Annotated in this window: 27 protein-coding genes; 13 read left to right on the plus strand and 14 right to left on the minus strand. The window is 63.9% G+C overall.

What is annotated here, in order from left to right; all coding sequences use genetic code 11:
• Positions 1-27 precede the first annotated feature (27 nt).
• Entirely contained in the window at positions 28-234 is a 207-nt protein-coding gene (locus P9217_RS14475) for a hypothetical protein (protein WP_067325974.1), read from the plus strand.
• Position 235: 1 nt separating this feature from the next.
• Complete coding sequence (gene denD / locus P9217_RS14480; RefSeq protein WP_278087118.1) at positions 236-1,210, plus strand: D-erythronate dehydrogenase; 975 nt, start codon at positions 236-238, stop codon at positions 1,208-1,210.
• A gap of 15 nt (positions 1,211-1,225) precedes the next feature.
• Here denD and P9217_RS14485 read toward each other — a convergent pair whose 3' ends face one another.
• From P9217_RS14485 to P9217_RS14500, 4 genes are all read right to left on the minus strand, one after another.
• Positions 1,226-2,443 carry a nickel/cobalt transporter gene (locus P9217_RS14485; protein ID WP_278087119.1) on the minus strand — a complete coding sequence of 406 codons (1,218 nt, stop codon included), beginning with the start codon at positions 2,441-2,443 and terminating at the stop codon, positions 1,226-1,228.
• Between the two features lie 6 nt (positions 2,444-2,449).
• Positions 2,450-3,118: a DUF1007 family protein gene (locus P9217_RS14490; protein ID WP_278087120.1), complete on the minus strand. Its 669-nt coding sequence runs from the start codon at positions 3,116-3,118 to the stop codon at positions 2,450-2,452.
• A 180-nt stretch (positions 3,119-3,298) separates the two neighbouring features.
• Positions 3,299-4,198 (minus strand): LysR family transcriptional regulator, encoded by a 900-nt coding sequence (locus P9217_RS14495; protein ID WP_067002475.1) that lies wholly within the window; start codon positions 4,196-4,198, stop codon positions 3,299-3,301.
• 2 nt (positions 4,199-4,200) lie between these two features.
• Positions 4,201-5,400, minus strand: coding sequence for an amidase (locus P9217_RS14500; RefSeq protein ID WP_095830751.1), 1,200 nt, complete (start codon positions 5,398-5,400; stop codon positions 4,201-4,203).
• A 539-nt stretch (positions 5,401-5,939) separates the two neighbouring features.
• Between P9217_RS14500 and odc2 the strand changes: the two genes are divergently transcribed.
• Positions 5,940-7,073, plus strand: a complete 1,134-nt coding sequence (gene odc2, locus P9217_RS14505) for an ornithine/lysine decarboxylase (RefSeq protein WP_278087121.1) — start codon at positions 5,940-5,942, stop codon at positions 7,071-7,073.
• A gap of 331 nt (positions 7,074-7,404) precedes the next feature.
• Positions 7,405-7,899: an N-acetyltransferase gene (locus P9217_RS14510; protein ID WP_127324524.1), complete on the plus strand. Its 495-nt coding sequence runs from the start codon at positions 7,405-7,407 to the stop codon at positions 7,897-7,899.
• 81 nt (positions 7,900-7,980) lie between these two features.
• Here P9217_RS14510 and P9217_RS14515 read toward each other — a convergent pair whose 3' ends face one another.
• The 4 genes from P9217_RS14515 to P9217_RS14530 all read right to left on the minus strand — a co-directional run bounded on the left by P9217_RS14515 (position 7,981) and on the right by P9217_RS14530 (position 10,019).
• Positions 7,981-8,265, minus strand: a complete 285-nt coding sequence (locus tag P9217_RS14515) for an SCP2 sterol-binding domain-containing protein (RefSeq protein ID WP_067002744.1) — start codon at positions 8,263-8,265, stop codon at positions 7,981-7,983.
• A 197-nt stretch (positions 8,266-8,462) separates the two neighbouring features.
• Positions 8,463-8,987 (minus strand): hypothetical protein, encoded by a 525-nt coding sequence (locus P9217_RS14520; protein ID WP_067002470.1) that lies wholly within the window; start codon positions 8,985-8,987, stop codon positions 8,463-8,465.
• Positions 8,988-9,018: 31 nt separating this feature from the next.
• Positions 9,019-9,441 (minus strand): hypothetical protein, encoded by a 423-nt coding sequence (locus P9217_RS14525; protein WP_095800460.1) that lies wholly within the window; start codon positions 9,439-9,441, stop codon positions 9,019-9,021.
• A gap of 8 nt (positions 9,442-9,449) precedes the next feature.
• On the minus strand, positions 9,450-10,019 hold the full coding sequence (locus P9217_RS14530; RefSeq protein ID WP_278087122.1) for a rod-binding protein: 570 nt from the start codon (positions 10,017-10,019) through the stop codon (positions 9,450-9,452).
• A gap of 352 nt (positions 10,020-10,371) precedes the next feature.
• On the opposite strand from P9217_RS14530, the gene P9217_RS14535 reads away from it, so the two are divergent.
• Positions 10,372-10,959: a transglutaminase-like cysteine peptidase gene (locus P9217_RS14535; protein ID WP_067327052.1), complete on the plus strand. Its 588-nt coding sequence runs from the start codon at positions 10,372-10,374 to the stop codon at positions 10,957-10,959.
• Between the two features lie 119 nt (positions 10,960-11,078).
• Here the strand turns inward: P9217_RS14535 and P9217_RS14540 are convergent, their stop codons facing one another.
• From P9217_RS14540 to flhA, 3 genes are read right to left on the minus strand one after another with little or no spacing between them, the layout of a single operon-like run.
• On the minus strand, positions 11,079-11,462 hold the full coding sequence (locus P9217_RS14540; protein WP_127246068.1) for a hypothetical protein: 384 nt from the start codon (positions 11,460-11,462) through the stop codon (positions 11,079-11,081).
• 5 nt (positions 11,463-11,467) lie between these two features.
• Positions 11,468-12,220, minus strand: coding sequence for a flagellar biosynthetic protein FliR (fliR, locus tag P9217_RS14545; RefSeq protein ID WP_278087123.1), 753 nt, complete (start codon positions 12,218-12,220; stop codon positions 11,468-11,470).
• Positions 12,217-14,304 carry a flagellar biosynthesis protein FlhA gene (flhA, locus tag P9217_RS14550; protein ID WP_278087124.1) on the minus strand — a complete coding sequence of 696 codons (2,088 nt, stop codon included), beginning with the start codon at positions 14,302-14,304 and terminating at the stop codon, positions 12,217-12,219. The genes fliR and flhA overlap by 4 nt, the downstream gene beginning before the upstream one ends.
• A 122-nt stretch (positions 14,305-14,426) precedes the next feature.
• On the opposite strand from flhA, the gene P9217_RS14555 reads away from it, so the two are divergent.
• Positions 14,427-14,726, plus strand: a complete 300-nt coding sequence (locus tag P9217_RS14555) for a putative quinol monooxygenase (protein ID WP_067002458.1) — start codon at positions 14,427-14,429, stop codon at positions 14,724-14,726.
• Here the strand turns inward: P9217_RS14555 and P9217_RS14560 are convergent.
• Positions 14,723-15,193, minus strand: a complete 471-nt coding sequence (locus tag P9217_RS14560) for a MarR family transcriptional regulator (RefSeq protein WP_095823405.1) — start codon at positions 15,191-15,193, stop codon at positions 14,723-14,725. The two genes, P9217_RS14555 and P9217_RS14560, sit on opposite strands and share 4 nt — an antisense overlap.
• A gap of 62 nt (positions 15,194-15,255) precedes the next feature.
• Here P9217_RS14560 and P9217_RS14565 point away from each other — a divergent pair, with 62 nt between their 5' ends.
• A complete protein-coding gene (locus P9217_RS14565; protein ID WP_127215265.1) occupies positions 15,256-15,981 on the plus strand; it encodes an NAD(P)-dependent oxidoreductase in 726 nt (241 codons plus the stop codon).
• Between the two features lie 321 nt (positions 15,982-16,302).
• The gene (locus tag P9217_RS14570) at positions 16,303-18,084 is read left to right on the plus strand and encodes a chloride channel protein (RefSeq protein WP_067326009.1); all 1,782 of its coding nucleotides are present in this window, start codon (positions 16,303-16,305) and stop codon (positions 18,082-18,084) included.
• 8 nt (positions 18,085-18,092) lie between these two features.
• Here P9217_RS14570 and P9217_RS14575 read toward each other — a convergent pair whose 3' ends face one another.
• Together P9217_RS14575 and P9217_RS14580 are read right to left on the minus strand one after the other, a co-directional pair.
• Positions 18,093-20,117, minus strand: coding sequence for a bifunctional diguanylate cyclase/phosphodiesterase (locus P9217_RS14575; RefSeq protein ID WP_278087125.1), 2,025 nt, complete (start codon positions 20,115-20,117; stop codon positions 18,093-18,095).
• A 17-nt stretch (positions 20,118-20,134) separates the two neighbouring features.
• Positions 20,135-20,635 (minus strand): molybdopterin-dependent oxidoreductase, encoded by a 501-nt coding sequence (locus P9217_RS14580; RefSeq protein WP_164750432.1) that lies wholly within the window; start codon positions 20,633-20,635, stop codon positions 20,135-20,137.
• A gap of 231 nt (positions 20,636-20,866) precedes the next feature.
• Here P9217_RS14580 and P9217_RS14585 point away from each other — a divergent pair, with 231 nt between their 5' ends.
• Genes P9217_RS14585 through P9217_RS14605 form a run of 5 tightly spaced genes read left to right on the plus strand, consistent with a single transcriptional unit; the run spans position 20,867 to position 25,438 of the window.
• Positions 20,867-21,532, plus strand: coding sequence for an XRE family transcriptional regulator (locus tag P9217_RS14585; protein WP_095777362.1), 666 nt, complete (start codon positions 20,867-20,869; stop codon positions 21,530-21,532).
• A 37-nt stretch (positions 21,533-21,569) separates the two neighbouring features.
• Entirely contained in the window at positions 21,570-22,646 is a 1,077-nt protein-coding gene (locus P9217_RS14590) for an extracellular solute-binding protein (protein ID WP_095781142.1), read from the plus strand.
• A 19-nt stretch (positions 22,647-22,665) separates the two neighbouring features.
• On the plus strand, positions 22,666-23,535 hold the full coding sequence (locus P9217_RS14595) for an ABC transporter permease (protein ID WP_095800452.1): 870 nt from the start codon (positions 22,666-22,668) through the stop codon (positions 23,533-23,535).
• Entirely contained in the window at positions 23,535-24,332 is a 798-nt protein-coding gene (locus P9217_RS14600; RefSeq protein WP_095800451.1) for an ABC transporter permease, read from the plus strand. The genes P9217_RS14595 and P9217_RS14600 overlap by 1 nt, the downstream gene beginning before the upstream one ends.
• A complete protein-coding gene (locus tag P9217_RS14605) occupies positions 24,329-25,438 on the plus strand; it encodes an ABC transporter ATP-binding protein (RefSeq protein WP_095800450.1) in 1,110 nt (369 codons plus the stop codon). The genes P9217_RS14600 and P9217_RS14605 overlap by 4 nt, the downstream gene beginning before the upstream one ends.
• Positions 25,439-25,448: the final 10 nt, after the last annotated feature.

Raw genomic sequence — 25,448 nt, forward strand, 5'->3', positions numbered from 1 at the left:
GAGCTTCGGATCGAGGGACGGCGCCTGATGGATCGCGAGACACGCAACGCGGCGATCGCCGCGGCCTGGATACTGCTCCTGTTCGGGCTCGCCGCCTATTTCCTGCCGACCATCATGCTGGCCGCCGGCAAGGTCTCTACGGTCCTTGCGGTCGTCATCGCCGCGCTCTTCATGGTGGGGCTGTTCGCCGTCCTGTGGCTGCGCGGACGCAGCCAACGCAAGAAGGGTCTATGAGATGAGAGTTCTGATTACCGGCGCCGCCGGCATGGTTGGCCGCAAGCTGATCGCAAGGCTGGCCAAGCGCGGTGTGCTGCGCGGGCGCAAAATAGCAGCGCTCGATCTGCACGATATCGTGCCGCCGCAGGCGCCGACGCTCGCGGGAGTCGATCTCTCGATCCACACCGGCGACCTTTCCACGCCCGGCGCGACGGCTAAGCTCGTTGCTTCCCGCCCGGACGTGATTTTCCATCTCGCCGGCATCGTTTCCGGCGAGGCGGAGGCCAATTTCGACCTCGGCTACCGCGTCAATCTCGACGGCACGCGCGCTTTGTTCGACGCGGTGCGGGTGGCGGGCTTCGCGCCGCGCCTTGTCTTCACCTCGTCGATCGCGGTGTTCGGCGCGCCGTTCCCGGATGTCATCCCGGACGAGTTCCATCCGACGCCGCTCACCTCCTACGGCACGCAGAAGCTGATCAGTGAGGCGCTGCTTGCCGACTACTCGCGGCGCGGAGTCTTCGACGGCATCGGCATCCGGCTGCCCACCATCTGCGTGCGGCCGGGCAAGCCGAACAAGGCGGCGTCGAGCTTCTTCTCAGGGATCATCCGCGAGCCGCTTAGCGGCCAGGAGGCGATCCTGCCGGTGCCGCGCTCGGTGCTGCACACGCATGCCAGCCCGCGATCGGCGGTGAATTTCCTGATCCATGCGGCCGAAATCGATGGCGATAAGGTCGGGCCGCGGCGCAATCTCACCATGCCCGGCGTGGCGGTCACCGTCGGCGAGCAGATCGAAGCGCTCGGGCGCATAGCCGGCGCCGAGGTGGTCAAACGGATCCGCGAGCGGCCCGACGAAACGATCTGGGCGATCGTCAGAGGCTGGCCGACGCGCTTCGAGGCGCGCCGCTCGCGGGAACTGGGTTTTGTCGCCGAGAAGAATTTTGACGAGATCATCCGCGCCCATATCGAGGACGAACTCGACGGAAAGATCGGGTGACAGTTTCGGTCGGCTTCAGACGCCGCCCGTCAGGCTGGCCGACAAGAGCAGCAGGCCAACGAGGAAGATGAAGGCGGCGCCGCCGATCTCGACGATCGAATGGATGCGGTTGCCGATGCGTCCGTCGCCGGCGAAATAGACAGCCCAGTTCTTGGCCGTCACCGCGATCATCGCCAGCGCTGAGACGGTGATCGCGGTGCCGATCGACATGGCGAGCACCGAGAGCAGGCCGCCGAGCCAGAGGCCGTTGAGGAGCGCGAAGCTCAGCACGATCAGCGCGCCGGAGCAGGGGCGGATGCCGACGGCGGCCACCGCCGACCAGGCGGTCTTCCAGTCGAAGCGATTGCCCGAAAGCAGCGCCGGATCCGGCGCGTGCGAATGGCCGCAGGTGTCGCAGACTTCGCCCGGGCCGTGGTGATGTTGCCCAGCGTGAGCATGGTCGTGCGCCGCGTGGTCGTGATCATGCGCCTTGTGATCAGTCGCCTCATGGCTGTGCGCATGCGAATGCGCGGCATGATCATGGTCGTGATGCGCGTGCGAGTGTGTCGAGTGGGCATGCGCGGAATGCGAATGGGAGTGGGAATGACCGGCATGGGAATGCGCGTGAGCATGCGAGTGCCCGCCATGCGAGTGGCCGGCATGGGCCGCCGACAGACTGTAGGCCGGACCGGCGCCGAACCGCCGAAGAATGGCCGGGCCCGCCTTGCGCCACAGTAGCCAGGCGCCGAACAGCGTCACCAGCACATAACTCGAGATCTCAAGAAACCATGCCGCGTCGGTCATCGACACCGCCGTGCCGCGCAGCACGAAATAGGCAAGCATCATGACGACGATCGCGGTCAGCCCCTGCAGCAGCGCCGAGACGAAGGACAGCATGATCCCGCGCTTCAGCGCCACTTCGTTGGCGACCATGTAGGACGAAATCACCGCCTTGCCGTGGCCGGGCCCGGCGGCGTGGAAAATGCCGTAGGCGAAGGACAGGCCGACCAGGAGCCAGAGCTTGCTGCCGTCCTGGCGCATGGCTTTCATCGCGGCCGCCAGCGAATGGTAGAATTCCTGCTGCCTGAGATTGATCCACATCAGGATATGGGCGAACGGACCGGTCGTGCTCGGCGCCATGCCGTCATTGGTGCCGATGCCGAGCGAGCTCTGGGCATGGGCGACGCCAGGTAAATGCGTCATGACCAAGGTGGCGGCCGCGAGGCCGAGCGCCAGGCGCAGCGACGGTTTCATCACCGATTATCCTTCCGGCGGACAGTTCAGTTCGAGCTTGGTGGCGAAGATCTTGCTCATGTCGGTGCCCGTCGGATCGTTGAAGAAGGCTTCCGTCAGGGTCTTCTGGTTTTCCTTGATCGCTTCGTCCGGATCGGGACGGATCACCTTCTTGGTGCAATTCGCGGGCAATCCCTCAACGGTGAGGTTGGCGTCGTCGGTGAAGTCGATCGCCGTGTAGAAGGTCGGATCGTAGACGCCGATGTCGATCTTGCCGGCGAGCTTGATCGGCGTCTTCGGCTGCGACTCGAACAGAATGATCAGCTGGTCGTTGTCGAAGCTCGCCATCAGATGCGGCGGAGGGACCATGGGCACGTCCTTGCCGTCCTGCGTGACCAGCTGGAAATAGTTGAACTCGGCCAGCGAGGAATGGACGGTGTCGGCCACTTCCTTGAGCTCTTTGTCGTCAAGCTTCAGATCGGAGTTCTTGTCGAACTCCATCATCACTGTACTCGAAAACAGATCGTCGAAGCGCCAAAGGTGGCGCAGCGCCGTCACACTTTGGTGATCCGCGCTGAGGATGACGTCGAGGCGAGCCTCGGCGAAGACGTGCGGGTGCACCTCGGCGGGCTCTACCGCGGCAAAGGTGGCCGCAATTGCCGAAGCCAGTACGATTGCTTGCCGTTTCAGGTGCATTCCGGGCCGCGATTCCATCGACTTTGGGAGTGGGCTCCGAGAGTTAACAGAAAGGGGGCGAAAATGGGACGCGCTCTCGGAGAGCGTTGCGCTCTTTCCAGATTCGCTCGATGCGCTTTTAGGCTCTGATTCTGCGCATGTCCTTGTGCCGAAACGGTTCCCACCTTCGGGGGACGTGCTTCACGCAGCGTCGCGCGTCCTGAACCAGTGCACCAGGAAATCGACGAAGACACGGACCTTGGCGGGCAAATAGCGGCGATGCGGATAGACCGCGAAGATGCCGCTGCCCGAGAGGATGCGGTCGTCGAGCACCGTCACCAGCTTGCCCGACGCGACTTCGGGCGCAGCGATGAAATCCGGCAGGATGGTGAAGCCCAGGCCCGACACGGCGGCTGCTCTCGCCGCCATCGGACTGTTGACCTCGATCGGCCCCGACACGGTGACGCTCACCGAGTCCTCGCCGTCTCCCTTGAAGCGCCAGTTGGCTAAAGAGCGGCCGTTGGTGTCGACGATGCAGGGCATGTTGGAAAGATCCTGCGGGCGCGTCGGGGTGCCATGCTTTGCAAGCAGGTCCGGCGAAGCGCAGAGCTTGATCGAAAACGGCCCGAGGCGCCGCGCGATCAGCGACGAGTTCTCCAGCCGCGAGATGCGTACGGCGACATCGAAGCCTTCCTCGACCAGATCGACGAAGCGGTCGTCGAGATGGATGTCGAGAACGATATCCGGATGTTGCTTGGCAAAGTCGATCAGCGACTGGCCAATCGGCGCGTCGGCAAAGGTGCGCGCCGCCGAGAGCTTGATGCGGCCGCGCACGTCGCCGGAAGATTCGCGCACGGCATCGGCCAGGCTGTCGACCTCGCGCACGATTTCGGAGGCGCGCTGATAATAGGTGTGGCCGGCTTCGGTCAGCGAGAACTGCCGCGTGGTACGGTTCAACAACAGCGCGCCGAGTTCGTCCTCCAGCTCGCGCACATATTTCGACAGCAGCGCCTTGGAACGGCCGATCTTGCGCGCGGCGGCCGAGAAGCCTTCGGCCTCGACCACGTCGATGAAGGCGCGCATGCGGGTCAATGTATCCATGATCAGACCTTTCGGGCCGCATCGAGAATCGTGCGGCCGAGCCCTATCAGGGCGACGTCGCTGCCGAAAGGGCCGAGCAGCGACAGGCCGAAGGGCGCGCCGTCGACGGAACCGAGCGGCAAGGTGATCTGCGGGAAGCCCGACAACCCGGCCAGGCACAAAAGATGCAGCGCCCTTTCGCGATAGGCCTGGAACTGCTCCGGCGTGCTGGTCTTCAGTGGCGCTGCGCCCGGCACCGTCGGCAGAACAAGAAAGCCGTCGTTGCCGAGCAGCTTGCCGAACTCGGAACGGAAGGCTGCCCGACGCGCCGTTTCGGCTTCGACCGTCTTTGCATCGATCGTGCGGCCGAAGCCGAAACGCTCGTCGACACCCGGACCGAGTCCGTGATCGCCTGCCGAAATCCAGCCGCCATGCACCTGCCAGGCCTCGAAGGCCTGCAGTCGACGAAAGCACCAGTAGAGATCATCCGGGGAGGAGGCGAAGGCGTGTTCGGTTTCGGTCGGCTCGCCGAGGACGGCTGCTGCCTGTGCCTTCATCCGCGCATATTCGGCGGCTTCCGTCGGCCCGGAAACAAAGGCATCGAGCCAGCCGATCGACAGCGGGCGGTTGAGCGGATGCTGGTGTGGATCGCGTCCGAGCAGAAGCTTGCCGGCCATTTCGTAAGCTTCTATGTCGCCGGCGAACCAGCCGAAGGTGTCGAAGCTCGGCGCGAGCTTCATGGCGCCCTCGAGCGATACCCGGCCGTGACTGGTGCGCAGCCCGATCAACCCGCAGAAGCTCGCCGGCGCGCGGATCGAGCCGCCGGTGTCGGAGCCGACGGCGATGTCGGCAAGGCCGCCGGCGACCGCTGCCGCCGAACCTGACGAGGAGCCGCCGGTCACGCGATCCGGAGCGGCTGCGTTCACCGGAAACGGGAAATGCGAATTCTGGCCGAACAGCGAGAAGGCGAGCTCGTCGGTTTGCGTCTTGCCGACGAATCGCGCACCGGCATCGAGAATCAACTGCACAGCCTCGGCCGTCCGCGAGGCGGCGTGAGCCTGTTCGAACTTGCGCGGGTTGCCGCAGCCGGTGCGATAGCCGGCGACGTCATAGATGTCCTTCACGGCTAGGCGCAGGCCGGCCAACGGGCCAAATTCCGCATTGGCCACGGGCATTTGGCGCAGATCGAGGAAGGCGTTGAGAGGGCCGTGGGTGCCTGGCATTGTTCGATTTCCGAATACGGTCCACAAACATTGTTCGATGCCGCAATTTTTACAACCGGCGCTGACGATTTTTATTGATTGTGAAACCCTTCGCTCTTATATCGCGCTTGCCCAAAGTCGCACGTGCCTGTGGGTGTCCGCCGATCCTCGAATGGTGAGGGCAATCGGTAAGGTAACTGGAGCCAACCCCTCCAGTCGGTCAGTGGCCAACCACAAGACCGAGGACACCTTGAAGCAACGACGGTGCGGGCCTTTCTGGTGTCTGCCGGTCGTCCAAAGACCGGGGTTACTGAAGAGGCACACCTTCATTGCCGGCAGTGCGGACGGGTCCTCCCATCCAAGCCAAGGCAGACAAAGCGAACCGAGGCCGGGCAAGGCCAGGTTCACCGCCGCGAGACGGCGATCCGTGGTTCCGGGGTCTCCACCGGCTGGTTCCATGGATTTTCCGTCCCGCCTTTGTCCACCGCGAGTTCGCGAGGCCGAGCGCCCGCGTCCCGCAGCCTTTGTGCGCGCCGAAAGGCGCAGATGGAGAGACCTCGATGGCCACCCAGCGCATCCTTGACTTTCTCGCCACCCGACGTCCGAACGGTCCCTGCCTCGTCGTCGACCTCGATGTCGTGCGCGACAATTTCCGCGCCTTCGAGAAGGCGTTGCCCGATTCCAAGATCTACTATGCGGTGAAAGCAAACCCGGCGCCGGAGATCCTGCGTCTGCTTGCTGCGATGGGCTCGTCCTTCGACACCGCGTCGGTTGCCGAGGTCGAGATGGCGATGGATGCCGGCGCGCCGGCGGATCGCATTTCCTTCGGCAACACCATCAAGAAGGAGCGCGACATTGCGCGCGCCTACCAGCTCGGCATCCGCCTCTATGCCGTGGATTGCGTCGAGGAGGTCGAGAAGATCGCCCGTGCCGCCCCGGGCTCGCGCGTGTTCTGCCGCGTGCTCACCGACGGCGAGGGCGCCGAATGGCCGCTGTCGCGCAAGTTCGGCTGCGTGCCGGCAATGGCGGTGAATGTGCTGCGGCATGCCAAGGCGCTCGGTCTCGATGCCTATGGCGTGTCGTTCCATGTCGGCTCGCAGCAGACCGATCTCTCGGCCTGGGACCGCGCGCTGGGCGATGCCAAGAAGGTGTTCGCCACGCTCGCCGAGGAAGGCATCGTCTTGAAGATGGTCAACATGGGCGGCGGTTTCCCGACCCGTTACCTGAAGGACGTGCCGGCGGCGCAGGCCTATGGCCAGGCGATCTTCTCGGCGCTGCGCAGGCATTTCGGCAACGCGCTGCCCGAGACGATCATCGAGCCGGGCCGCGGCATGGTCGGCAATGCCGGCGTCATCAAGTCGGAAGTCGTGCTGATCTCGAAGAAGGCCGACAATGACAATGTGCGCTGGGTGTTCCTCGACATCGGCAAGTTCGGCGGCCTAGCGGAAACCATGGACGAGGCGATCCGCTATCCGATCGTGACGCCGCGCGACGGATCGGAGACCGCACCCTGCGTGCTCGCCGGCCCGACCTGCGATTCGGCCGATGTGCTCTACGAGAAGACGCCTTATCCCCTGCCTCTGTCGCTCACCATCGGCGACGAGGTGCTGATCGAAGGTACCGGCGCCTACACGACCACCTATTCGTCGGTCGCCTTCAACGGCTTCGAGCCTCTCCGATCCTACGTGATCTGAAGGCGCGAGCCTTCAGATCAACCGGCGTGGGCGACATCGCCCGCCGGGGCTCGCTTGTGGAACAGATCTCCGCTCGTGAAGGATCGCGGAAATGGACTTTGCAGATTTCATCATCGAGGGCGCCGCGCGCCGGGTCTCCCCCCTCGAGGGGGAGATGGCCGCGCAGCGGTCAGAGGGGGGCGTCGCGCGTGGAGCGCCAGCGCCGCTTCTCGTCACGCTGGGCGCCGGTATTAGATGCGCAACGACCCCCTCTGTCGCCTTTGGCGACATCTCCCGCTCGAGGGGGGAGATTGCGCCGGCCTTCGTCATCGTTGCCGAAGGCATCGGTGATATGCAGGCGCGCGAAGCGCTGCTCGACCGCGCCATGGGGCCGAAGCGCAGGAAGAAGTCGTCCGAGAAACTGCGGCGTGGCCGCCGGCCGTCGGAAGGCCTGGCCTTTGTCGCGCGCGACCCGTCGGGCGCGCTCGTCGGTACGGTTCGGCTGTGGGACGTGACGCTGGGCGAGGGTGGTCCGGCAGCGCTCCTGCTTGGGCCGCTGGCAGTCGAGCCGGGCCTGAGGAGCGGCGGCATCGGCTCGGCGCTGATGCGGCACGCGATCGCCGAGGCTGCGCGGCTCGGTCACGGCGCGATCCTGCTCGTCGGCGATGCACCCTATTATGGGCGGTTCGGTTTTTCGGCCGACCGCACCGGCTCGCTCGCCATGCCTGGGCCCTATGAGCGGCACCGCCTGCTGGCGCTCGAGCTGAAGGAGGGCTCGCTCGACGGGACCGCGGGCACGATCAAGGCCGCCGGCCGCAAGGTCAAGGCGCTGGATTTCGTCGCCTGACTGTCGGAGGCATTACCGATGCGGCGCCGCGCGTTCAAAAACGCGGCGCCACATCGCTCTTCTAAAATAGTTGGCTGGCGGTCAGCCGAGCAACTGGCTGAGCGCCATGGCGACCGTCATGTCGCCCTCGACCTTCAGCTTGCCGGCCATGAAGGCCATGGTCGGGTTGAGGTCGCCGGCGATCAGCGAATCGAGATCGTCGAGCGAGAGCTTGATCGTGCAGTCGGTCGGGGCGTCGGCGGTCGAGACGGTCGCGCCGTCGATCACGATGACGCCGTCGCTGCCAGTGTCGAACTTGACCGAATGCTCGAAGCCGGCGCTTGCCACGCGCGACCTGATCTTGTCGGCAATCTCCTGAACGCCCATGGCGGTTCTCCTCGTTTGGTTGCGTTTGACGCGCATCGGCCTTGGCCGCTGGGCGAAGCGCCGCGTCGCGCGGCAGCGTGACGACAGCCATCGGCGCATATAGCTTCGGGTTGACGTTTACGTCAACGTGGCTGCCATGCGGCATGTCGCATCACCAGACGAGGGTGTGAACCCGCCAGTCGATCGCCGAGAGCCGATCAATGCTCCGGCTGGAACGGCTTGGTCATCGCTTGCGCGGTCTCGCCGGCAGTCTTGCGGCGGCGGATGGCGTTGTCGCGGATTTCGTCCTTGGACAGGAAGTTGACCTGGTCGATCAGCACGTCATGCACCAGCTCGACGCCGACGCGGGCGTTGACGGTCTCGCGGATCGCTTTGCGGAAAGCATCGAGATCGATCGTGTCCTTCTTGGTGAAATCGATCTGCGGATTGGAATAGAGGTAGGAATAGACCTGATCGGTAATGATCGCCGGCGCCGGGATCGACAGTTTCTTTATCTGATCCGGCTCCACCGTGTAGACGAGTTTGGTGAGAAAATAGCCGTCGATTTTGGCATCGCGGACGAGCGGTACCGAAATGATGTCGGTCTTGACGTAGTCGAGACCGCCCAGCATCGGCTTCGGCGGCTCACCGACGCCGCGCTCGCCCGCCGCCTGGAACGAATAAAACACCGCGCCGAGGGTTACGGCGCAGATCCAAAGCGCTGCGGCGAGGAATTTGATCACCGAATCCTACCTTGCTCCGCAGTCATCTCATTCAAGCCCGGGCATATCCGAATTCGCCTGCCGAGTAGGTGCCGTCGGCATCGGCGCGCTGGATGGCGTTCTTCAACAGCGTGGCGACCTCGTTGACGGCATTGAGATGGGCAAGAATAGCCGCCTCGTTCTTTGCCAGCTTCTGGCGCAGCCGCGCCAGCCCTTCGCGATGCTGCTCGAGGAACTCGATCTCATTGGCGCCCTTCAGCGCGCGGGTCAGTTCGTAGAGATAGCGGCTCTTGCGGGCATTCGAGGCCTTAAGGTCGTAGCTGGTGCCGCTGCGGATACCCGCCGTCTCCTCGTCCACCGCCTCCTCGATCCGGCCAATGATGGCGGCGAGGTTGCCAGGCCGTGCAGATGCCATCGGTGCTTCCGCGGCGGTGGTTCGTGCAGGCAGGTTGGAAAGGTCCGTTTGGTCGGCCATGTAGGTCCCTAGATCTTGATGTCCGTTTTTATGGTTGTGTCGTCACCGGTCATAGACCGGGCGGCCTTGCGCTCGAGCTCGTCGACCAGGGAGGTCGAAAGCCTGGTCTGCTGGTCGATCTCGGCTTTCTCCGGTCCGCCCCCAACGGACCCGACCGGCACCTTGTGTTTGCCGTCCAGATAATGGTCGGCAAGCATCGATCTCGCGATGCCGATCCCGCCATGCGCGGCCATGACATCGGCTACCTTTTCGGCAAGCTGCGATTTCCACATGTCGCCGGCCAGACCCTTGCCGTAAACGCCCTCGGTGTCCTTAGGCATCATGTTCTGGATAAAAGTGGTCAGCACCATCGCCTCGAAGCGCTGGAACTTTTTAGCCGGATTTGCCGCTTCGGCCTTGTCGGCAGGGGCGCGCGAGAGCACCGAGCCCGCATTGACCGAGGCAGTCTGGTCGATCGAGAAGGTCTCCCCGGCACCGCCGGCCCGCCTCACGAGTGCTGCCCGCGCGGCCTCGACGTCGGCCGGCTCCGCCGCACGGGCGACGTCCATCACGATGTCGCTGGGAGGTGAAATCGCCAAGAAAGCACTGCCTTTTGCCGGTTTTGTCCGTTGCACAATGACGCAACAAGCTTGTGGCAGGCTTGCGGGATGGCCAGGTGCAGTGCAGCCCGCTTCAAGCGGCGGCGCGCCCGCCGCCAGGGAGTCACCTCATCGATCGATCGTTCGGCCGAGTTTGCGGACGTTCGGTCTGCGCGGTTCCTCTTCAGCAAATATCCGAACCCGTCCGTAGCTTCGTACAAGCTCAAATCTTATTTTAGCAGGTATTAATATTTTAACGGCGTTGCCCCGCCGCCGGCGCAATTCGGGGTTTGAAAACGACTAATTAACCCCGCCCCCTCATCCTCGAGACCACGCCTTGGAGACGTTGATCGTGAAAAGCGATGTCGTGCTGATCGCATTTCTGCTGTCGGTTGCCAGCCCATTTGCCGCCCAGGCCGGAACGGCGATGCAAACCAAAGGCAAGGCGTTCCCACCGCCGGCCTTCTATTCGTTCTGCAGCCGCCAACCCAGCCTCTGCAGCACGGCCGGCGGAACAAAGGTCGTCGCCCTGCGGCCTCAGCTCAGCGCGCAATTGAACGAGATCAACCTTTCGGTCAATTCACGCATTACCGAGGTCAGTGATCGAGCCGTTGTCGGCAAGAACGACGACTGGCGCGTGCCGACCGTGTCCGGCGATTGCGAGGATATCGCGATACTGAAGAAGCTCGAACTGATGAAGCGCGGCTGGCCGGCCTCGGCGCTGCTGTTGACCGTGGCAAGCTATCACGGCGAGGGACACACGGTGCTGACGGTGCGCACCAACGAGGGCGACCTGGTGCTCGACAACCTGACCAGCGCGGTCCGTGATTGGTCCAGCACGCCCTACAACTATTTCGCCCGGCAGGCGCAGGGCAATGGCAGGCGCTGGGAGCGGATCGGGGCGGCCAAGTCGGTCGGCACGACGGCGACCGGCATCTGACAGCCTCGTTCGCCGCGCGCCGGATCCACCGCTCTATCTCCTTGGTTTGGACGCAAGTCCGGACGGGAGGCCACGGCGACGTCGCCGAGCCCAACCGTTTCATGCTTTTCCTGATTGCCCTAGTCATGTCCCCGCTTCTGGGCAATGAGGTCCAACCGCTCGCGGTCTGAGCGTTCGCGCTCGTCGCGGCGGCGAGCGTCCCTATAGGCGCGCTCGACCATGTTGGTCCGCGCGGTCGCGGCGGCGATCAACGTCGCCTCCTCCCGGGCGCTTTCAAGATTCTGTTTTTGTTGGCCGAGCGCGTTCGCAATCCGGCGGTGGTAAAGTTCCGGGAACAGGCCGGCCAGCGAGCTGTCAGCGTCGAAATGCCCGATGAGTTCCTTTGCTTCCGATTCGGCCGCCGCGGCCGCGGAGAGGAAGCTGGCATGACGGCTTTCGTGCACCGCCTTCAACTGCTCCTGCACCTTGACCAACTTCTTCAGTCTGTCCTTGCGCGAGGCCATCGCGGCTACCTCGCTAGCGTCAGGTCGACAAAGCCGTTGACGAACAACGACAGCAAGGTGCCGATGGCAAAGTAGAAGATGATCAGCCCGCCGGCGATGACGAAGGGCAGCGAGATGAAATACACCGGGATCTGCGGCGTCAGCTTGTTGACGAAGCCGATCGTCAAATTGACCAGAATGGCGTAGGCGACGAAGGGACTGCCGAGCCGGATGACCAGGAAGAAGGCGTCCGACACCGTGTCGGTGACGTCGACCAGCGCCGCCTGCGGGTTGAAGAATACATTGACCGGAGCAACCGTGTAGGAGGCGACCAGCGCGCGCACGATCTCGTGGTCGAAGTCGAAGACGAAAAGCAGGAGCAGCGCCGAGAACGAGATGATGGCGGCGAGCGCAGCCTGCGGCTCCGGCTCCTCGATCGCCGGGCCGCCTGAGCCGCCATAGCCGATCATCATGGCGATGGCCGAGCCCATGAAGCGCAGCGCTTCCATATAGAGCCTGGTCATGGCACCGATCAGCCCGCCGACCAGAAGCTCGGAAACGATCATCGGCACCAGAACCTGCGGGCGCGGGTCGACATAGGGATAGATGCGGTCCCAGAGGAAGGCGAGCAGGCCGCCGGTGGCGGCGATCGACACGAACAGCCGGACCTGGAGAGGCACGCGGGCGCTCGACAGGCCGGGCATCAGCATGAAACAGGCGCCGATGCGGCAGAAGGCGAGGAAGGCGGCGATGACGACGCCTTGCGAGAGCGCGTTCACGAGATCGTTCCGAGCACCTTGATTTCGACGCCCTTGGCGATCTCGACGTGGCTGAGCACGGGCAGCGTGGTGAACAGCCGCTCGATGATCATGCGCACATAAGGCCGCGCGTCCGGCGCGGTGACCAGCACGAAGCGCTCGCCGGCTTCGAGATGCTTGCGGATCGCCTTGGTGGCGTCCTGGCCGAATTCCTCGAGCTGGCGCGGATCGATGTCGAACTCGCGCACCTCGCCCTTGGCATCGCGCTTGAGGCTCTGGTGAAAGGCGAGGTCCCAGCGGTTGCCGAGGCGCAGCACCTTGAGCATGCCGCCCTCGGAGAGATCGCCGCAGATCTGCTGCGCCATGCGGATGCGGACATGCTCGACGATCTGCTCGGTGCGGCGCACATGCGGCGCGATCTCGGCGATGGCCTCGATGATCAGGTGCAGGTTGCGGATTGAGACACGCTCGGCAAGCAGAAGCTTCAGCACCGCCTGCAGGCCGGGATAGGAGATGTGCGAGGTGCAGATCTCGTCGGCGAGCTTGCGGTACTCGGGGTCCAGCCGCTCGAGCAGCGCCTTCATGTCCTTGTACGACAGAAGCTGCGGCAGGTTGTTGCGGATCACCTCGGAGAGGTGGGTGAGCAGCACCGACATGTTGTCGGCAAAGGTGTAGTTCTCGCGCTTCAGATCTTCGGCGAAGGTTTCCAGCACCGAATAGGCGCGCATGCCGAAAGCCGGCTCGCGGATTTCCTCACCGGGGATTTCGGGCACGCCGCGGGTGCCAAGCAGCACCATGATTTCGCCGACGCGCATCTGGTATTCGGCAACGACGGTGCCGTGGACCTTGATCTGATAGCTCTTCGGCGGGATGGCGAAGTCGTCGGCGACGCGCACCTCCGGCACCACGAACCCATATTGCTGGGCGAATTTCTTGCGCATCTTCGACATGCGGAACACCAGCTCCTGATGTGCGACCAGCAGCCTGGTCGAGAGCTGCTTGCCGATCAGCAGCTCGATCTCGGCAGTCGCAAGCGAGGCCTTGACCGAATTCTTCTCCTCCTCGACCTTGTCGGCCTTCTCCTTGTTCTTCTGCGCTTCGGCTGTCGCCAGCGCGCGGTTGTGGCGCAGCGGGATGACGTAGCCGAGGCCGGCCATGGCGCCGGCAAGGGCAAAGAACGGGAATAGCGGCAGACCGGGCATAAGGCCGAGGATGACGAGCAGCGAGGCCGCGACATAGAGCGCGCGCGGATGCGCGCCGAGCTGGCCGAACACCGCCTGATTGGCGGAGCCCCGCGTGCCGCCCTTGGAGACGAGCATGCCGGCGGCGAGCGAGACGATGAGGGCCGGGATCTGGGTGACGAGGCCGTCGCCGACCGACAGCTTGATGAAGACGTCGGCCGCCTGGCCGAGGCCCATGCCGTGGCGCAGATAGCCGATGGCGATGCCGCCGACGATGTTGATGGCGGTGATGATGAGGCCGGCGATGGCGTCGCCGCGCACGAATTTCGACGCGCCGTCCATCGAGCCGAAGAAGGAGGATTCTTCTTCCAATTCGCGGCGGCGAAGCTGCGCCGTCTTCTCGTCGATCATTCCGGCGGAAAGGTCGGCGTCAATCGACATCTGCTTGCCGGGGATGGCGTCGAGGGTGAAGCGCGCACCGACTTCGGCGATGCGGGTGGCGCCCTTGGTGATGACGATGAAGTTCACCACGATCAGGATCATGAAGACGATGAGGCCGATGACGAAGTCGCTCGACATCACCAGCTTCGAGAAACCCGAGATGACGTAACCGGCGGCATGCGTACCCTCATTGCCATGCGACAGGATCATGCGCGTGGTGGCGATGTTGAGCGAGAGCCTCAGCATCGTGGCGATGAGCAGCACGGTCGGGAAGGAGGAGAAATCCAGCGGCCGCTGGATCCAGAGCGCCACCATCAGGATCAGCACCGAGAGCGCGATCGAGAAGGCAAGGCCGATATCGATGAGAAAGGCCGGGATCGGCAGGAACAGCACCGCCAGGATGACGACGATGCCGAGCGCGAAGAAAACGTCGCGGCCGTTCTTGGCCACCAGGCCGGACGGGATTGTTTCGCTGATCGCCATATCGTCCTCGAATCCAGACTTGCCCAGTGCAAAGGCAGGCTCCCGACCGTTAACCGGTCAAGCTTGCGCGAAGGTGGGAGAGGGGCTACGGGATTTGAGCCGGCTGGCGAAAGGAAAGGCGCATGCTCCTCATCATCGGCACGATTCGGCTGCCACCCGACAGGCTCGAGCAGGCAAGGCCGGCGATGGGACGAATGATTTCAGCGAGTCGCGCCGAAGCCGGCTGCCTCGCATATTCCTATGCGCAGGATGTTCTCGATCCCGGCCTGATCCATGTCTCGGAAGCCTGGCGGGATCGTGCGGCGCTCGAGGCGCATTTCAAGTCAGCGCATATAGCCGAATGGCGCGCGAGCTGGGCGGAACTCGGCATTGGGGATCGGAAGCTGGCGCTCTATGAAGCGGGCGAGGGTACTGCGATCTAACCGGCCGTGTCCGCGATCGAGACGGCGACCAGCCAGCGCCGGACGGCGCGCTCTTCGTTGGCCGAAAGTGCGGCGGTCAGCTCGCGTTCAAGCCGCTGCACCCGCTCGCGACATTTCTTCAGCAAGGCACGGCCGCTGTCGCTAAGATCAAGGTGCTGGATGCGCCCGTGCACCGCATGCGGCTTGCGGACCACGGAACCGGCCTTTTCCAGATTGCCGACGATCACGCTCACCGTCTGCGGCGTCAGCACCGCGAGCCGGGCGAGGTCGGCATTGGAGATGCCTGGATAGGCCGACAGCATGGTCAGCGTCGCGAATTGCGGCTGCGTGACGCCGAACTCATCCAGCGCCCGCTCGACCCGCAGCCTGTAGGCGCCGGCGGCCTGGCGCAGCAGGTAGCCGAGATAACCTTCCTCGCCGCGCTTGCCTTTGCCAGGGGCCGGAATTTCCGGTTTCTGCTTGCGCACGATGTAAGAGCTCTTATATGTTGTTCGAACTCTGATATTATCGCAAGATGGAATGGAAGACGATGGGCTATCGCATCTTTCTTGCTGGTGGTTCCGGCGCGATCGGCCGCCGCCTGATCCCGCAACTGGTCGCTGCCGGCCATCAGGTAGCTGCGACAACGCGCCGGGCCGAGAAGGCCGAGGAGCTCCGCGCGATCGGGGCCAGCCCGGTGGTGATCGATGTGTTCGATGCCGGCGACCTGCTTGCGGCGGTCGCCGAGGTGAAGCCGGAGGTCGTGATCCATCAGCTTACCGATCTGCCGGCCGGACTCGATCCCAACAAGATGGGCGAGGCCATCATCGGAAACGCGCGCGTCCGCGACGAGGGGACCCGCAATCTGGTCGAGGCCGCGGCGTCGGCCGGCGCCCGTCGCCTGATCGCGCAGAGCATCGCCTGGGCCTATGCGCCCGGACCCGAGCCGCATGCCGAAACCGATCCGCTCGACAGCGGCGCCGAAGGCGGCCGCGGCATCAGCGTCGGCGGCGTGATCGCGCTCGAACGCCAGGTTCTCGAGGAGCCCATGACGGGCATCGTGCTGCGCTATGGGCATCTCTACGGGCCTGGTACCGGAGCCGACGCTGCCGCCGACCCGGCGCTGCATGTAGATGCCGCCGCTTATGCGGTGCTGCTTGCCGTCGAGCGCGGTGCGCCGGGCGCCTTCAACATCGCCGAGCCGAACGGCCATGTCGCGACCGACAAGGCGGTCAGCGAACTCGGCTGGCGGCCCGACTTCCGTCTGGCTGTGTGAGGCAGACGGAGGAATTGCCGCCAAAGGACAGACCTGGTTCGAGCCGCCGGGCACGGTGCATCGTTCGCGGAGAAGGCGAGCGCAATGGAGCCGGCGGAGCTGCTGGCGACCTTCGTCGCGAGGGACGATTGCGGGCCGCTGACCATCTTCGATCAGTGACATTTTCCCGTTCTCGCAGCGAGGGTAGCCGGCCCAACCGTCGCTAATCGACGCAACGCCAAAATGGCGCCACAAGGGGTCGGCATTGCGGTTGCCACTCCATGCCGTCGGGCGTATCAGGCGCGGCAGCATCCATCCTCCGCATGCCGGCGAGCCGCTCCGTTGCCTGCCATAAACGAACCGCAAGTCTACGCCCGCCGGCTTCGGGCGGTGCTGATCAATTCCATTCCCGTGCTCGAGGCGCGCGGCATCGTCATTGTGCTGATGGCGGGGATGGTCGGCATGATCGCGGGCGCCCTGGTCACCGGCATGAGCGCGCTGGTGCAAGCCATGCACTTCCTGCTCTTTGACGTGCAGCCGGGCGGGCGTCTTTCAGCGATGTTTTCGCTGGCCAGTCCGGTGCAGGCGATGTTTCCGGCGATCGGGGGACTGCTGCTCGGCCTTTCGGTGATCTGGCTGAGAAGGCGGAAGTTCAGAACGCCTGTCGACCCGATCGAAGCCAACGCGCTCTACGGTGGGCGCATGTCGCTCACCGATACGTTCATCATTGTCGGCCAGACCATGATCTCCAGCGGCTTCGGCGCCTCGGTCGGTCTGGAAGCCGGTTATACGCAGGTTGGTTCCGGCATCGCCTCGCGGCTGGCGCGCGCCTTCCGGCTGCGCCGCAACGACGTCCGCATCCTGGTCGGCTGCGGCGCCGCCGGCGCGATCGCTGCCGCCTTCGACGCGCCGTTGACGGGTGCCTTCTACGGCTTCGAACTGGTCATCGGCATCTACTCGGTGGCCAATGTGGCGCCGGTCATGACGGCGGCGATCGCCGCCTCGCTGACGGCTGAGATGTTCGGCGGCGTGCCGTTTCCGCTCGAACTTTCCGGCCTGCCGACGCTGACCGCCAGCCAGTATGTGCCGTTCCTGCTGCTGGGACTGCTCGGCGGGGCGGCGTCCATCGCGATCATGCATCTGGTGAGCCTTATCGAGCGCGTCTTTGTGCGGCTGGCGATCGACGCTTCCGTCAGACCCTTCATCGGCGGCATCGTTGTCGGGCTGCTCGGGCTGGTCACGCCGCAGGTGCTGTCCAGCGGACACGGCGCGCTGCACCGCGAGTTCGCCATGAACTACGCGCTTCCCGTGGTGGCTAGCGTCTTCGTGCTGAAGCTTGCTGCCTCGGCGATCTCGCTCGGCTCCGGTTTCCGCGGCGGTCTGTTCTTCGCCTCGCTGTTCCTGGGGGCGCTGCTCGGCAAGGTCTTTGCCGGCGTCATGGCGATGGCCGCGCCCTCAACCGCGCTCGATCCGGCGGTCGCCGCTGTCGTCGGCATGACCTCGCTTGCCGTAGGTGTCGTCGGCGGCCCGCTGACCATGACTTTCCTCGCGCTGGAATCGACGCGGGACCTGACGCTCACCGGCGTGGTGCTGGCAGCGTCGATCATGTCGGCCATCCTGGTCCGCGAGACCTTCGGCTACTCCTTCTCGACCTGGCGCTTCCATCTGCGCGGCGAGACGATCCGCAGCGCCCACGACGTCGGCTGGATGCGCAGCCTCAATGTCGGGTCGATGATGCGCAAGGACGTCCGTACTATCGATGCTTCGATTACCTTGGCCGAGTTCCGCAAGGAGATCCCGCTCGGCTCGGCGCAGCGCGTCATCGCCGTCGAAGGGGGCCGGCACTATGTCGGCGTGCTGCTCGTGGCCGAACTGCACAGCGACCTCTCAGACGGCGAGACTCCGGTGCAGGCGCTCGCGCAGTTCAAGGATGCGGTGCTGGTGCCGTCGATGAACGTCCAGTCCGCCGCCGAGACCTTTCAGCGCGCCGGCGCTGAAGAGCTAGCGGTCGTTGAGGATTTCGACGACCGCATCGTGCTTGGCCTGCTCACTGAAAGCCATCTGATGCGGCGCTACGCCGAGGAGCTGGACAAGGCGCGGAGGGATCTTTCCGGCGAGGGCTGAGCCCTGATTTAATCGGCGGTCTTGCGGCCCTGCTTGGCGACTTTCCGCAGCATGGATGGGCCCAAGCGAAGAGACTCGGCTCGAGCTTTTCCATCTGTTTTGGCGCCACCCTGCCTTGCGACGAGATAGTTGGTCATCAACCTTGCCTCAACAGGCTCCGACATAAAGAACCCTTGTGCGCCGTGACAGTGTTCGTGGATCAGGAAGTCGAGTTGGGCTTCGTTCTCCACCCCTTCCGCAACAACGGTCAGGCCTAGCGAATTGGCCAGCGCGATGATGCCTCGGACCACGTTCTGTTTCTTCGTGGAGGAAGCCAGATCGCTGAGGAACGAGCGATCGATCTTCAATTGGTTCAAGTCGAAATCGGCAAGGTATCCGAAGCTCGCATAACCTGACCCAAAATCGTCGAGTGCCAGGCTCACTCCGAGGTTTCTAATCTTGCCGATACTCTCCAGGGCATTGCGGCTGTTCTGCATGAATATCCCTTCAGTGATCTCCAACTGCAGACGCGATGGAAGCAACCCCGTTTGCCGCAGCGTCTCGGTGAGATGCGTCAGATAGGCATCGGTCTGGAGGCTTCTTCCGGAGACGTTGACCGAGCAGATGAACTCTTCGGTGGAAATAGGCATCCATCGGGCGGCTTGCTCGCAAGCCTTGCCCAGAACCATCTTGTCGAGTTCCAGTATCAGCTCACTTCGTTCCGCGATCGGAATGAACGATGCCGGCGCACGAACCGCTCCCGAGACCGGGTCGTGCCAGCGGACCAGCGCCTCGGCCCCGATCATGCGGCCGGTCGCCAGCTCGAACTGGGATTGCCAGACCAGGAAGAACTCGTCGCAATTGAGGGCCCGCTTGATGGCCGCTTCTTCACCGAGCTGCATGTCGATCTGACTGAGGATCGCGGGCGAAAACGTCACGAAACCGGACCGCCCTTCAGCCTTTGCCGTGTAGAGAGCGTTATCGGCACTGTGCAGCAACGTGGAAATGTCGGAACCGTGCTGAGGGAAACATGCCATGCCGATGCTGGCGCCAATGCGCACCTGATGGCCCTCCAACTCTGCGAACCTGTTCAGCCGTTCGCGCAGACGTTGCCCCAAATTGTCATGATCATTCCGATCGGCAATAGCCATGATGGCGAATTCGTCGCCGCCCAATCGCACGGCGGCTACGTCGCCGGGCCGCTCGACCGACTGAAGGACCTCGGCAACCGCCTTCAGCAGCAGATCGCCGACGTGATGGCCGAAGGTGTCGTTCACGCTCTTGAAATGGTCGAGATCGATCAGGAGCAGCTGAAGCTGCCTACCGGTCTCCCTCGCCCGGTCCAGCATGGCGTCCCTGTTGGCTGCCATCCAGGCACGATTCTTCAGTCCGGTGGTCGCATCGCGCCAGGCGAGAAATTCCAGCTTCTTTATCGTTTCCCGGCGCCCGATGAACAGAACCGCCGTCCCGATTGCCAGCAGCGACAGGATCGTCAAAGCAAAGGCTATCTGATAGTTGAACCGATTCAGGCTGACTTCCGACGCATAGAGATCGGCGTTAACGCCCTCGCCGTATTTGTAGTACTCGTCGTTCATCCGGCCGACGATCTGCTCGAGTTCCAGACCCAGTTCCTTCAAGCGCTGCTGACCGAACGGGAGTCCCGCCGCGATTACGGCGTCGAGCCGCGTTACCGCGTCGTTCACGCGCGGCACGATGCCTGCATATGCGGGAATTGCGCTGATCGTTTCGCCGCCGTCGATCCGCGTGAAGCGGATGTAGACCAGGTCGTTTGCAGCGGCCAGATGATCGAGGCTCGCCTGAGAGTTGGGCGCGACCTCAGCGAGCGAGATCATATCCCTCAGGTGGGTCACGTCGCGTATGGCAATATGGAATTCGCGGATGGCGAAGAATCCGAACCGGGGCAGCGAAGACTCGATCTTGCTGATACTGACAAACAGCATGACGATGAGGATTGCGGAACCGATCGCCGCCAGCCCTATGGCACTGCCATAGGTAAGCGGAATTCGCCAGCCTCTCAGTCGAGATCCCACCATGGAGGCCTACCAGCCGGTCAGTTGTCGGACTCGATCGTCTTGATCAGCCAAATCCATCGCGGTTTGCGGATCGGCGTGTCGAAGGCGGGGAAGTCCTTGAGAGGATAGACCAAGCGGGTCGGACCTTGTGTTCGTCGGGTGAGCAACTCCCCGTCCTGGCGCGTCGCGAGAAGCAGAGGACCTTCCGTCCAATCCTCGTGCGGAATCACCTGCACGTAATCGTCCGCGGCCCTTAGAGTGACGGAATCCCTATCCGCCAATCCCACGGACTTGAGCACGTCTCGGAACAGGACGCCTTCAAACGTCAATTGCCCTTGCTCGAAAGGACTTGTGGTGATGACCTTATAGAGGCCGAGCTTTTCCAACTGCCGCAGCGTGAGCGGGATCTGCTTGCCGTCCTTCTGAACGGTGAAAGCTACGGAGTCTGGCGGCTCCGGATAGCTGGCCGGTTCCAACGCCCCTGCAGTCAGAGTGCCGATCGCCAAGACAGCCAGCATCAGCAGGCTGCGCATGAGCATCAACGGTCCTTTTCTTAGCCAGGATGACATATCGCGATCCCTTCCCGCTCAGCTGACCGACAATGGTCCTTGCTGTACGACATCTTGCCGGCCGACATTCGATACTGCCGTTGAATGCTTAATTTTTTGATCGGCTTCCGTTCCCCGCGATGGGACCGTGGAAATGGCATCCGCCCCCTATTGCCAGCTGTACAGTGGTACTGTACAAGGTGTTAAGTGGAGGAAAACGGGATGCGCGAGGCTTCGGAGGACGGCCAGGCTCCGGCGGCGAACGGTGCCGGCACGGCTGCAGCTCATGCGCAGCAGGTGCTGGGCGTGCGGCTCAAGGCCCTGCGCCTCGCTCGCCGCCTGTCATTGCGCGACCTCGCGGAAGCGACCGGGACGAGCGCCAGCTTCATCAGCCAGCTTGAACGCGGGCTGACCGGCGCCAGTACTGCCTCGCTCAACCAGATGGCTTCGGCGTTGGGCGTGAGCGTCGCGATGCTGTTCGAGGAAAGCGCGACACAGAACCATGGCGTGCTCCGGCGCAGCGAGCGGCCAAGCCTTCCGCCCAGCAACGGCTGCCGTAAGATGCTGCTTTCCCGCCCGCCGCTGAGCGACATGGAGGTCTATGTCGGCGAGTTCGATATCGGCGGCTCGACCGGCTCCGCGCTTTACACGCATGGCGACGCGCAGGAGATGCTGATCGTCCTTCGCGGTGTCGTCGAGGTCTCTCTTGGCGACGCCCGCCACGTCCTCGAAGAAGGCGACAGCATCGAATACGCGACATCGACACCACATCGCAGCGAGAACATCGGCAGTGGTCGGGCCGAGGTGATGTGGATCATCGCACCGCCGACCTCGGCACGCGCCGAGCTCGATCAATACAAGCCCTGGAAACCGCTCGCGGCCAGGTAGTCCGATTAAACGCGGGCATAATGGGAGAGTCAGAGTTATGTTGAAGTCGAAACTTGCAGGTCTTGGCGCCGTGCTGGCGCTCGGAATGCTGACAACCACCGCCTTCGCACAGGAAAAGCCTGTCGCGGGCGAGGTGAAGGAAGGCTCGCTCAAGGGCAAGACCCTGACCTTCGTCTCCTATGGCGGCATCTATCAGGATGGCCAGGTGGCGGCGCTGAAGGAGTTCGTCGAGAAGTCCGGCGTCAAGCTGCTCAATGACGGGCCGACCGAGATCGCCAAGCTGCAGGCCCAGGTCGAATCCGGCAACGTCACCTGGGACGTGGTCGATACCGGCGATCTGCCGCCTTACGTCCATTGCGGAAAGCTGTTCCAGAAGCTCGATCTCTCGAAGCTCGACGTCTCGAAGATACCCGAAGGACAGGTCGGCGAGTGCTCGGTTCCGGCGATGAACTACGGCGTCGTGCTGATGTACAATAAGGAGAAGTACAAAGATAACCCGCCCAAGAACTGGGCTGACTTCTTCGACACCGAAAAGTTCCCCGGCGTGCGTGCCCTGGACGGATCCGGCGATCCGACCGGTGGCCTGCTCGAACAGGCCTTCAAGGTGGCGGGCGGCGATCCGAAGGCGATGACCGCTGCCGATATCGACAAGGCCCTCGACGTGATTCGCAAGCTCGGCCCGGACACGATCTACTGGAAGACGGGCGCTGAATCGCAGCAGCTCGCGGAGTCCGGTGAAGCCGACATGCTGATGATGTGGACCGGCCGCGCCATGACGGCGGTCAAGAATGGTGCCAAATACGCGCCCGCCTGGCAGGACTGGCTGGTGGTGATGGACCAGATGACGATCCCCGTCGGTGTCAAGGATACGGATGCCGCCTATGCGCTGCTGAATGCCTATCTCGGCAAGCAGGCGCAGGAGATTCTCACGCAGCAGACCTCCTACACGCCGATCAACAACGATGCGAAGCCGAAGGTTGACGAGTCGGTCGCAGCTTTCCTGACCAACACGCCCGAGCGCCAGAAGCAAGGCTACAAGCAGAACATCAAGTTCTGGGTCGAGAACTTCCCGGTCGCGCAGGAGAAGTGGTCCGCGCTGATGGCCGGCAACTGAGCTGACGGAGGCAAGATCCGTGAGCGCGCTCGAACCGACGATCCAGACTGCCGAAAAGCGGGCAGGATGGGCCTGGCGACCGTTCGCGCTCACGCTGCCGGCCATGATCCTGCTCGCCGCGGTGATCGGCTATCCGCTGCTCACCATCGTGCTGCGCAGCCTCTCGGAGCCGGAATGGGGCGTGCAGAACTATGCCTGGTTCTTCGGCGCGCCCGTCAATCTCGCGGTGCTCCAGCGCACCTTCACCATCTCGGCATGGGTCACTCTGGTCTGCGTGGTTTGCGCTTATCCTTATGCTTACCTCATGACCGCGGTCGGTCCGCGCGTGCGGCTCGTCCTGGTGCTTTGCGTACTCATCCCCTTCTGGGTGAGCGGCGTGGTGCGCACACTCTCCTGGGTGATCCTGCTGCAGGATTCCGGCGTCATCAACTCGTTGCTGAGATCAGCCGGCTTCGCGGGCATCCGGCTGATCCGCACCCAGACGGGCGTGGTGATCGGCATGGCGCAGGTGCTTTTGCCCTTCATGATCCTGCCGCTTTATTCGGTGATGAAAGGCATCGACCTCAGGCTGGTGCAGGCGGCGCGAAGCCTTGGCGCCCGGCCGTCCCGCGCTTTCTTCACAGTCTACCTGCCGCTGTCGCTGCCGGGCGTCTATGCCGGCGCAATCATCGTCTTCATCCTGGCGCTGGGCTTCTACATCACGCCGGCACTGCTCGGCGGGCCGCGCTCGACGATGCTGTCGACACTGGTGCAGACCCAGGTGCTCAGCCTGCTGCAATGGGGACGCGGCGGCGCGATGGGCGTGGTGCTGCTGGTCACGACCTTCCTGTTGCTGGCGCTTGCAGCGCCGGTGATGCGGTCGCGGCACCGGGAAGCGGGGCGGCGCTGATGGAAATGAAGCCGCTCACCCGTGTCGTTCTTGGCCTTGTCTGCCTGCTGGTGGCGATCTGGCTGGTGGCGCCGACGCTGGTCGTCGTGCCGATGTCGTTCAACGGCAACAAGTCGCTCTCCTTCCCACCGCAAGGCTTCTCCTGGCAGTGGTACGAGAATTTCGTCACGAATCCAGAATGGTCGACCAGCTTCCTCAATTCCCTGAAGGTCGCCTCGATCGTGGCGGTGCTGGCAACGGTGCTCGGCACGCTGGCCGCCTTCGGCCTCGACCGTATGAAGGCGCGGCCTGCCAATCTGCTGCGGATGCTGATGCTGACGCCGATGGTTGTGCCGGGCGTGGTGCTGGCCATCGGCATCTATGCCGTCTATCTCGATGCGCGACTCGTCGGCACGCTGCCCGGCTTCGTGCTCGCCCACACCATCCTGGCGCTGCCCTTCGTGCTGATCGCCGTGTCGGCCAATCTCGAAGTGTTCGACAGGCGGCTGGAGACGGCTGCGGCGAGCCTCGGCGCCGGCGCGCTCACCACGTTCCGGACGGTGACGCTGCCGCTGATCCTGCCCGGCATCCTGTCGGGCCTGCTGTTCGCCTTCGCGACGTCCTTCGACGAGATCATCGTCTCGCTGTTCATCACCAACCCCTATCTGAAGACGCTGCCGGTGCAGATCTTCTCCTCGATCACGCGCGACGCCGACCCGACCGTCGCTGCCGTCGGTACGATCCTTTTGTGCGCCACGACGATCCTGATCGGCGGCGGCATGCTTCTTCTTGGCCGCGAGCGGAAGGGACGCCTATGAACCCAAGACCGGACAATCGCGGCGCGGCGATCGACCTCGAATTCGTCACCAAGGCCTATGGCGCGTTCAAGGCGCTGGACGGCGTGTCGCTCAGGATCGAGCCCGGCGAGTTCATGACGCTGCTTGGGCCGAGCGGCTCCGGCAAGACGACGACGCTCAATGTGATCGCCGGTTTCACGGATGTGTCGAGCGGCAAGCTGCTGGTCGGAGGACAAAGCGTCGTCGGCGTGCCGGCGCACAAGCGCAACATCGGCGTCGTCTTTCAGCACTACGCATTGTTCCCGCATATGACGGTTGGCCGCAACGTCGCCTATCCGCTGACGCTGCGCGGCGTTGGGCAGGACGATCGGAAGCGGCGCGTGGCCAAGGCGCTCGACATGGTCAAGATGGGCGACTTCGCGCATCGCTATCCGAGCGAATTGTCGGGCGGCCAGCAGCAGCGCGTGGCGCTGGCGCGGGCCATCGTCTTCGACCCGCCGCTGCTCCTCATGGACGAGCCGCTCGGCGCGCTCGACAAGAAGCTGCGCGAATGGCTGCAGCTCGAGATCAAGCGCATCCATCGCGAGCTCGGCACCACCTTCGTCTATGTCACGCACGACCAGGAGGAGGCGCTGGTGCTGTCGGATCGCATCGCCGTATTCAACCGTGGCCGGATCGAGCAGGTGGGCACCGGACGGCAGCTCTATGACGAGCCGGCAACGCTGTTCGTCGGCCGCTTCATCGGCGACTCCACGGTGCTGCGCGGCGAAGCCAGAAGTGACGGCACCGGCACTGCGCTGACCATTGCCGGCGAGACGGTCGCCGCGCCGCGACGGCTTGCCGGAGAAGTCAGCCCGGTGATGCTGCTGCGGCCCGAGAAACTTGCCATTCGCCGGCCGGGGCAAGCCGACGGCAAGAACCGCCTGGCGGGAACGATCGCCGAGGCGATCTATCTTGGCTCGGGATCGAAATACGAAGTGAAGCTCGGCGACGGCTCGACCGCGATCGTGCGGTCGCCGCTGACGGGCGAGAATTTCGCCCTCGGCGAGAACGTGGAACTCTGCTTTGACGGCGCCGACGCCAAGCTTCTGCCCGACGACAGCACGGCAGACACGACGCTCACCTGATCCCTCTCTC

It is taken from the genome of Mesorhizobium sp. WSM4989 (genome assembly GCF_029625795.1).
Lineage (GTDB): Bacteria > Pseudomonadota > Alphaproteobacteria > Rhizobiales > Rhizobiaceae > Mesorhizobium.

What these genes read in the sequence shown, in the direction of transcription:
- P9217_RS14540 (WP_127246068.1), bottom strand. Translation starts at nt 11,462, where the DNA reads ATGGCCTCGCGCAAGGACAGACTGAAGAAGTTGGTCAAGGTGCAGGAG.
- P9217_RS14580 (WP_164750432.1), bottom strand. Translation starts at nt 20,635, where the DNA reads ATGCTCATGCGCAGCCTGCTGATGCTGGCTGTCTTGGCGATCGGCACT.
- P9217_RS14590 (WP_095781142.1), top strand. Translation starts at nt 21,570, where the DNA reads ATGTTGAAGTCGAAACTTGCAGGTCTTGGCGCCGTGCTGGCGCTCGGA.
- P9217_RS14515 (WP_067002744.1), bottom strand. Translation starts at nt 8,265, where the DNA reads ATGGGCGTTCAGGAGATTGCCGACAAGATCAGGTCGCGCGTGGCAAGC.
- P9217_RS14555 (WP_067002458.1), top strand. Translation starts at nt 14,427, where the DNA reads ATGCTCCTCATCATCGGCACGATTCGGCTGCCACCCGACAGGCTCGAG.
- denD (WP_278087118.1), top strand. Translation starts at nt 236, where the DNA reads ATGAGAGTTCTGATTACCGGCGCCGCCGGCATGGTTGGCCGCAAGCTG.
- P9217_RS14490 (WP_278087120.1), bottom strand. Translation starts at nt 3,118, where the DNA reads ATGCACCTGAAACGGCAAGCAATCGTACTGGCTTCGGCAATTGCGGCC.
- flhA (WP_278087124.1), bottom strand. Translation starts at nt 14,304, where the DNA reads ATGGCGATCAGCGAAACAATCCCGTCCGGCCTGGTGGCCAAGAACGGC.
- P9217_RS14485 (WP_278087119.1), bottom strand. Translation starts at nt 2,443, where the DNA reads ATGAAACCGTCGCTGCGCCTGGCGCTCGGCCTCGCGGCCGCCACCTTG.
- P9217_RS14585 (WP_095777362.1), top strand. Translation starts at nt 20,867, where the DNA reads ATGCGCGAGGCTTCGGAGGACGGCCAGGCTCCGGCGGCGAACGGTGCC.
- P9217_RS14600 (WP_095800451.1), top strand. Translation starts at nt 23,535, where the DNA reads ATGGAAATGAAGCCGCTCACCCGTGTCGTTCTTGGCCTTGTCTGCCTG.
- P9217_RS14565 (WP_127215265.1), top strand. Translation starts at nt 15,256, where the DNA reads ATGGGCTATCGCATCTTTCTTGCTGGTGGTTCCGGCGCGATCGGCCGC.
- P9217_RS14500 (WP_095830751.1), bottom strand. Translation starts at nt 5,400, where the DNA reads ATGCCAGGCACCCACGGCCCTCTCAACGCCTTCCTCGATCTGCGCCAA.
- P9217_RS14605 (WP_095800450.1), top strand. Translation starts at nt 24,329, where the DNA reads ATGAACCCAAGACCGGACAATCGCGGCGCGGCGATCGACCTCGAATTC.
- P9217_RS14575 (WP_278087125.1), bottom strand. Translation starts at nt 20,117, where the DNA reads ATGGTGGGATCTCGACTGAGAGGCTGGCGAATTCCGCTTACCTATGGC.
- P9217_RS14495 (WP_067002475.1), bottom strand. Translation starts at nt 4,198, where the DNA reads ATGGATACATTGACCCGCATGCGCGCCTTCATCGACGTGGTCGAGGCC.
- P9217_RS14510 (WP_127324524.1), top strand. Translation starts at nt 7,405, where the DNA reads ATGCAGGCGCGCGAAGCGCTGCTCGACCGCGCCATGGGGCCGAAGCGC.
- P9217_RS14475 (WP_067325974.1), top strand. Translation starts at nt 28, where the DNA reads ATGGATCGCGAGACACGCAACGCGGCGATCGCCGCGGCCTGGATACTG.
- P9217_RS14525 (WP_095800460.1), bottom strand. Translation starts at nt 9,441, where the DNA reads ATGGCCGACCAAACGGACCTTTCCAACCTGCCTGCACGAACCACCGCC.
- odc2 (WP_278087121.1), top strand. Translation starts at nt 5,940, where the DNA reads ATGGCCACCCAGCGCATCCTTGACTTTCTCGCCACCCGACGTCCGAAC.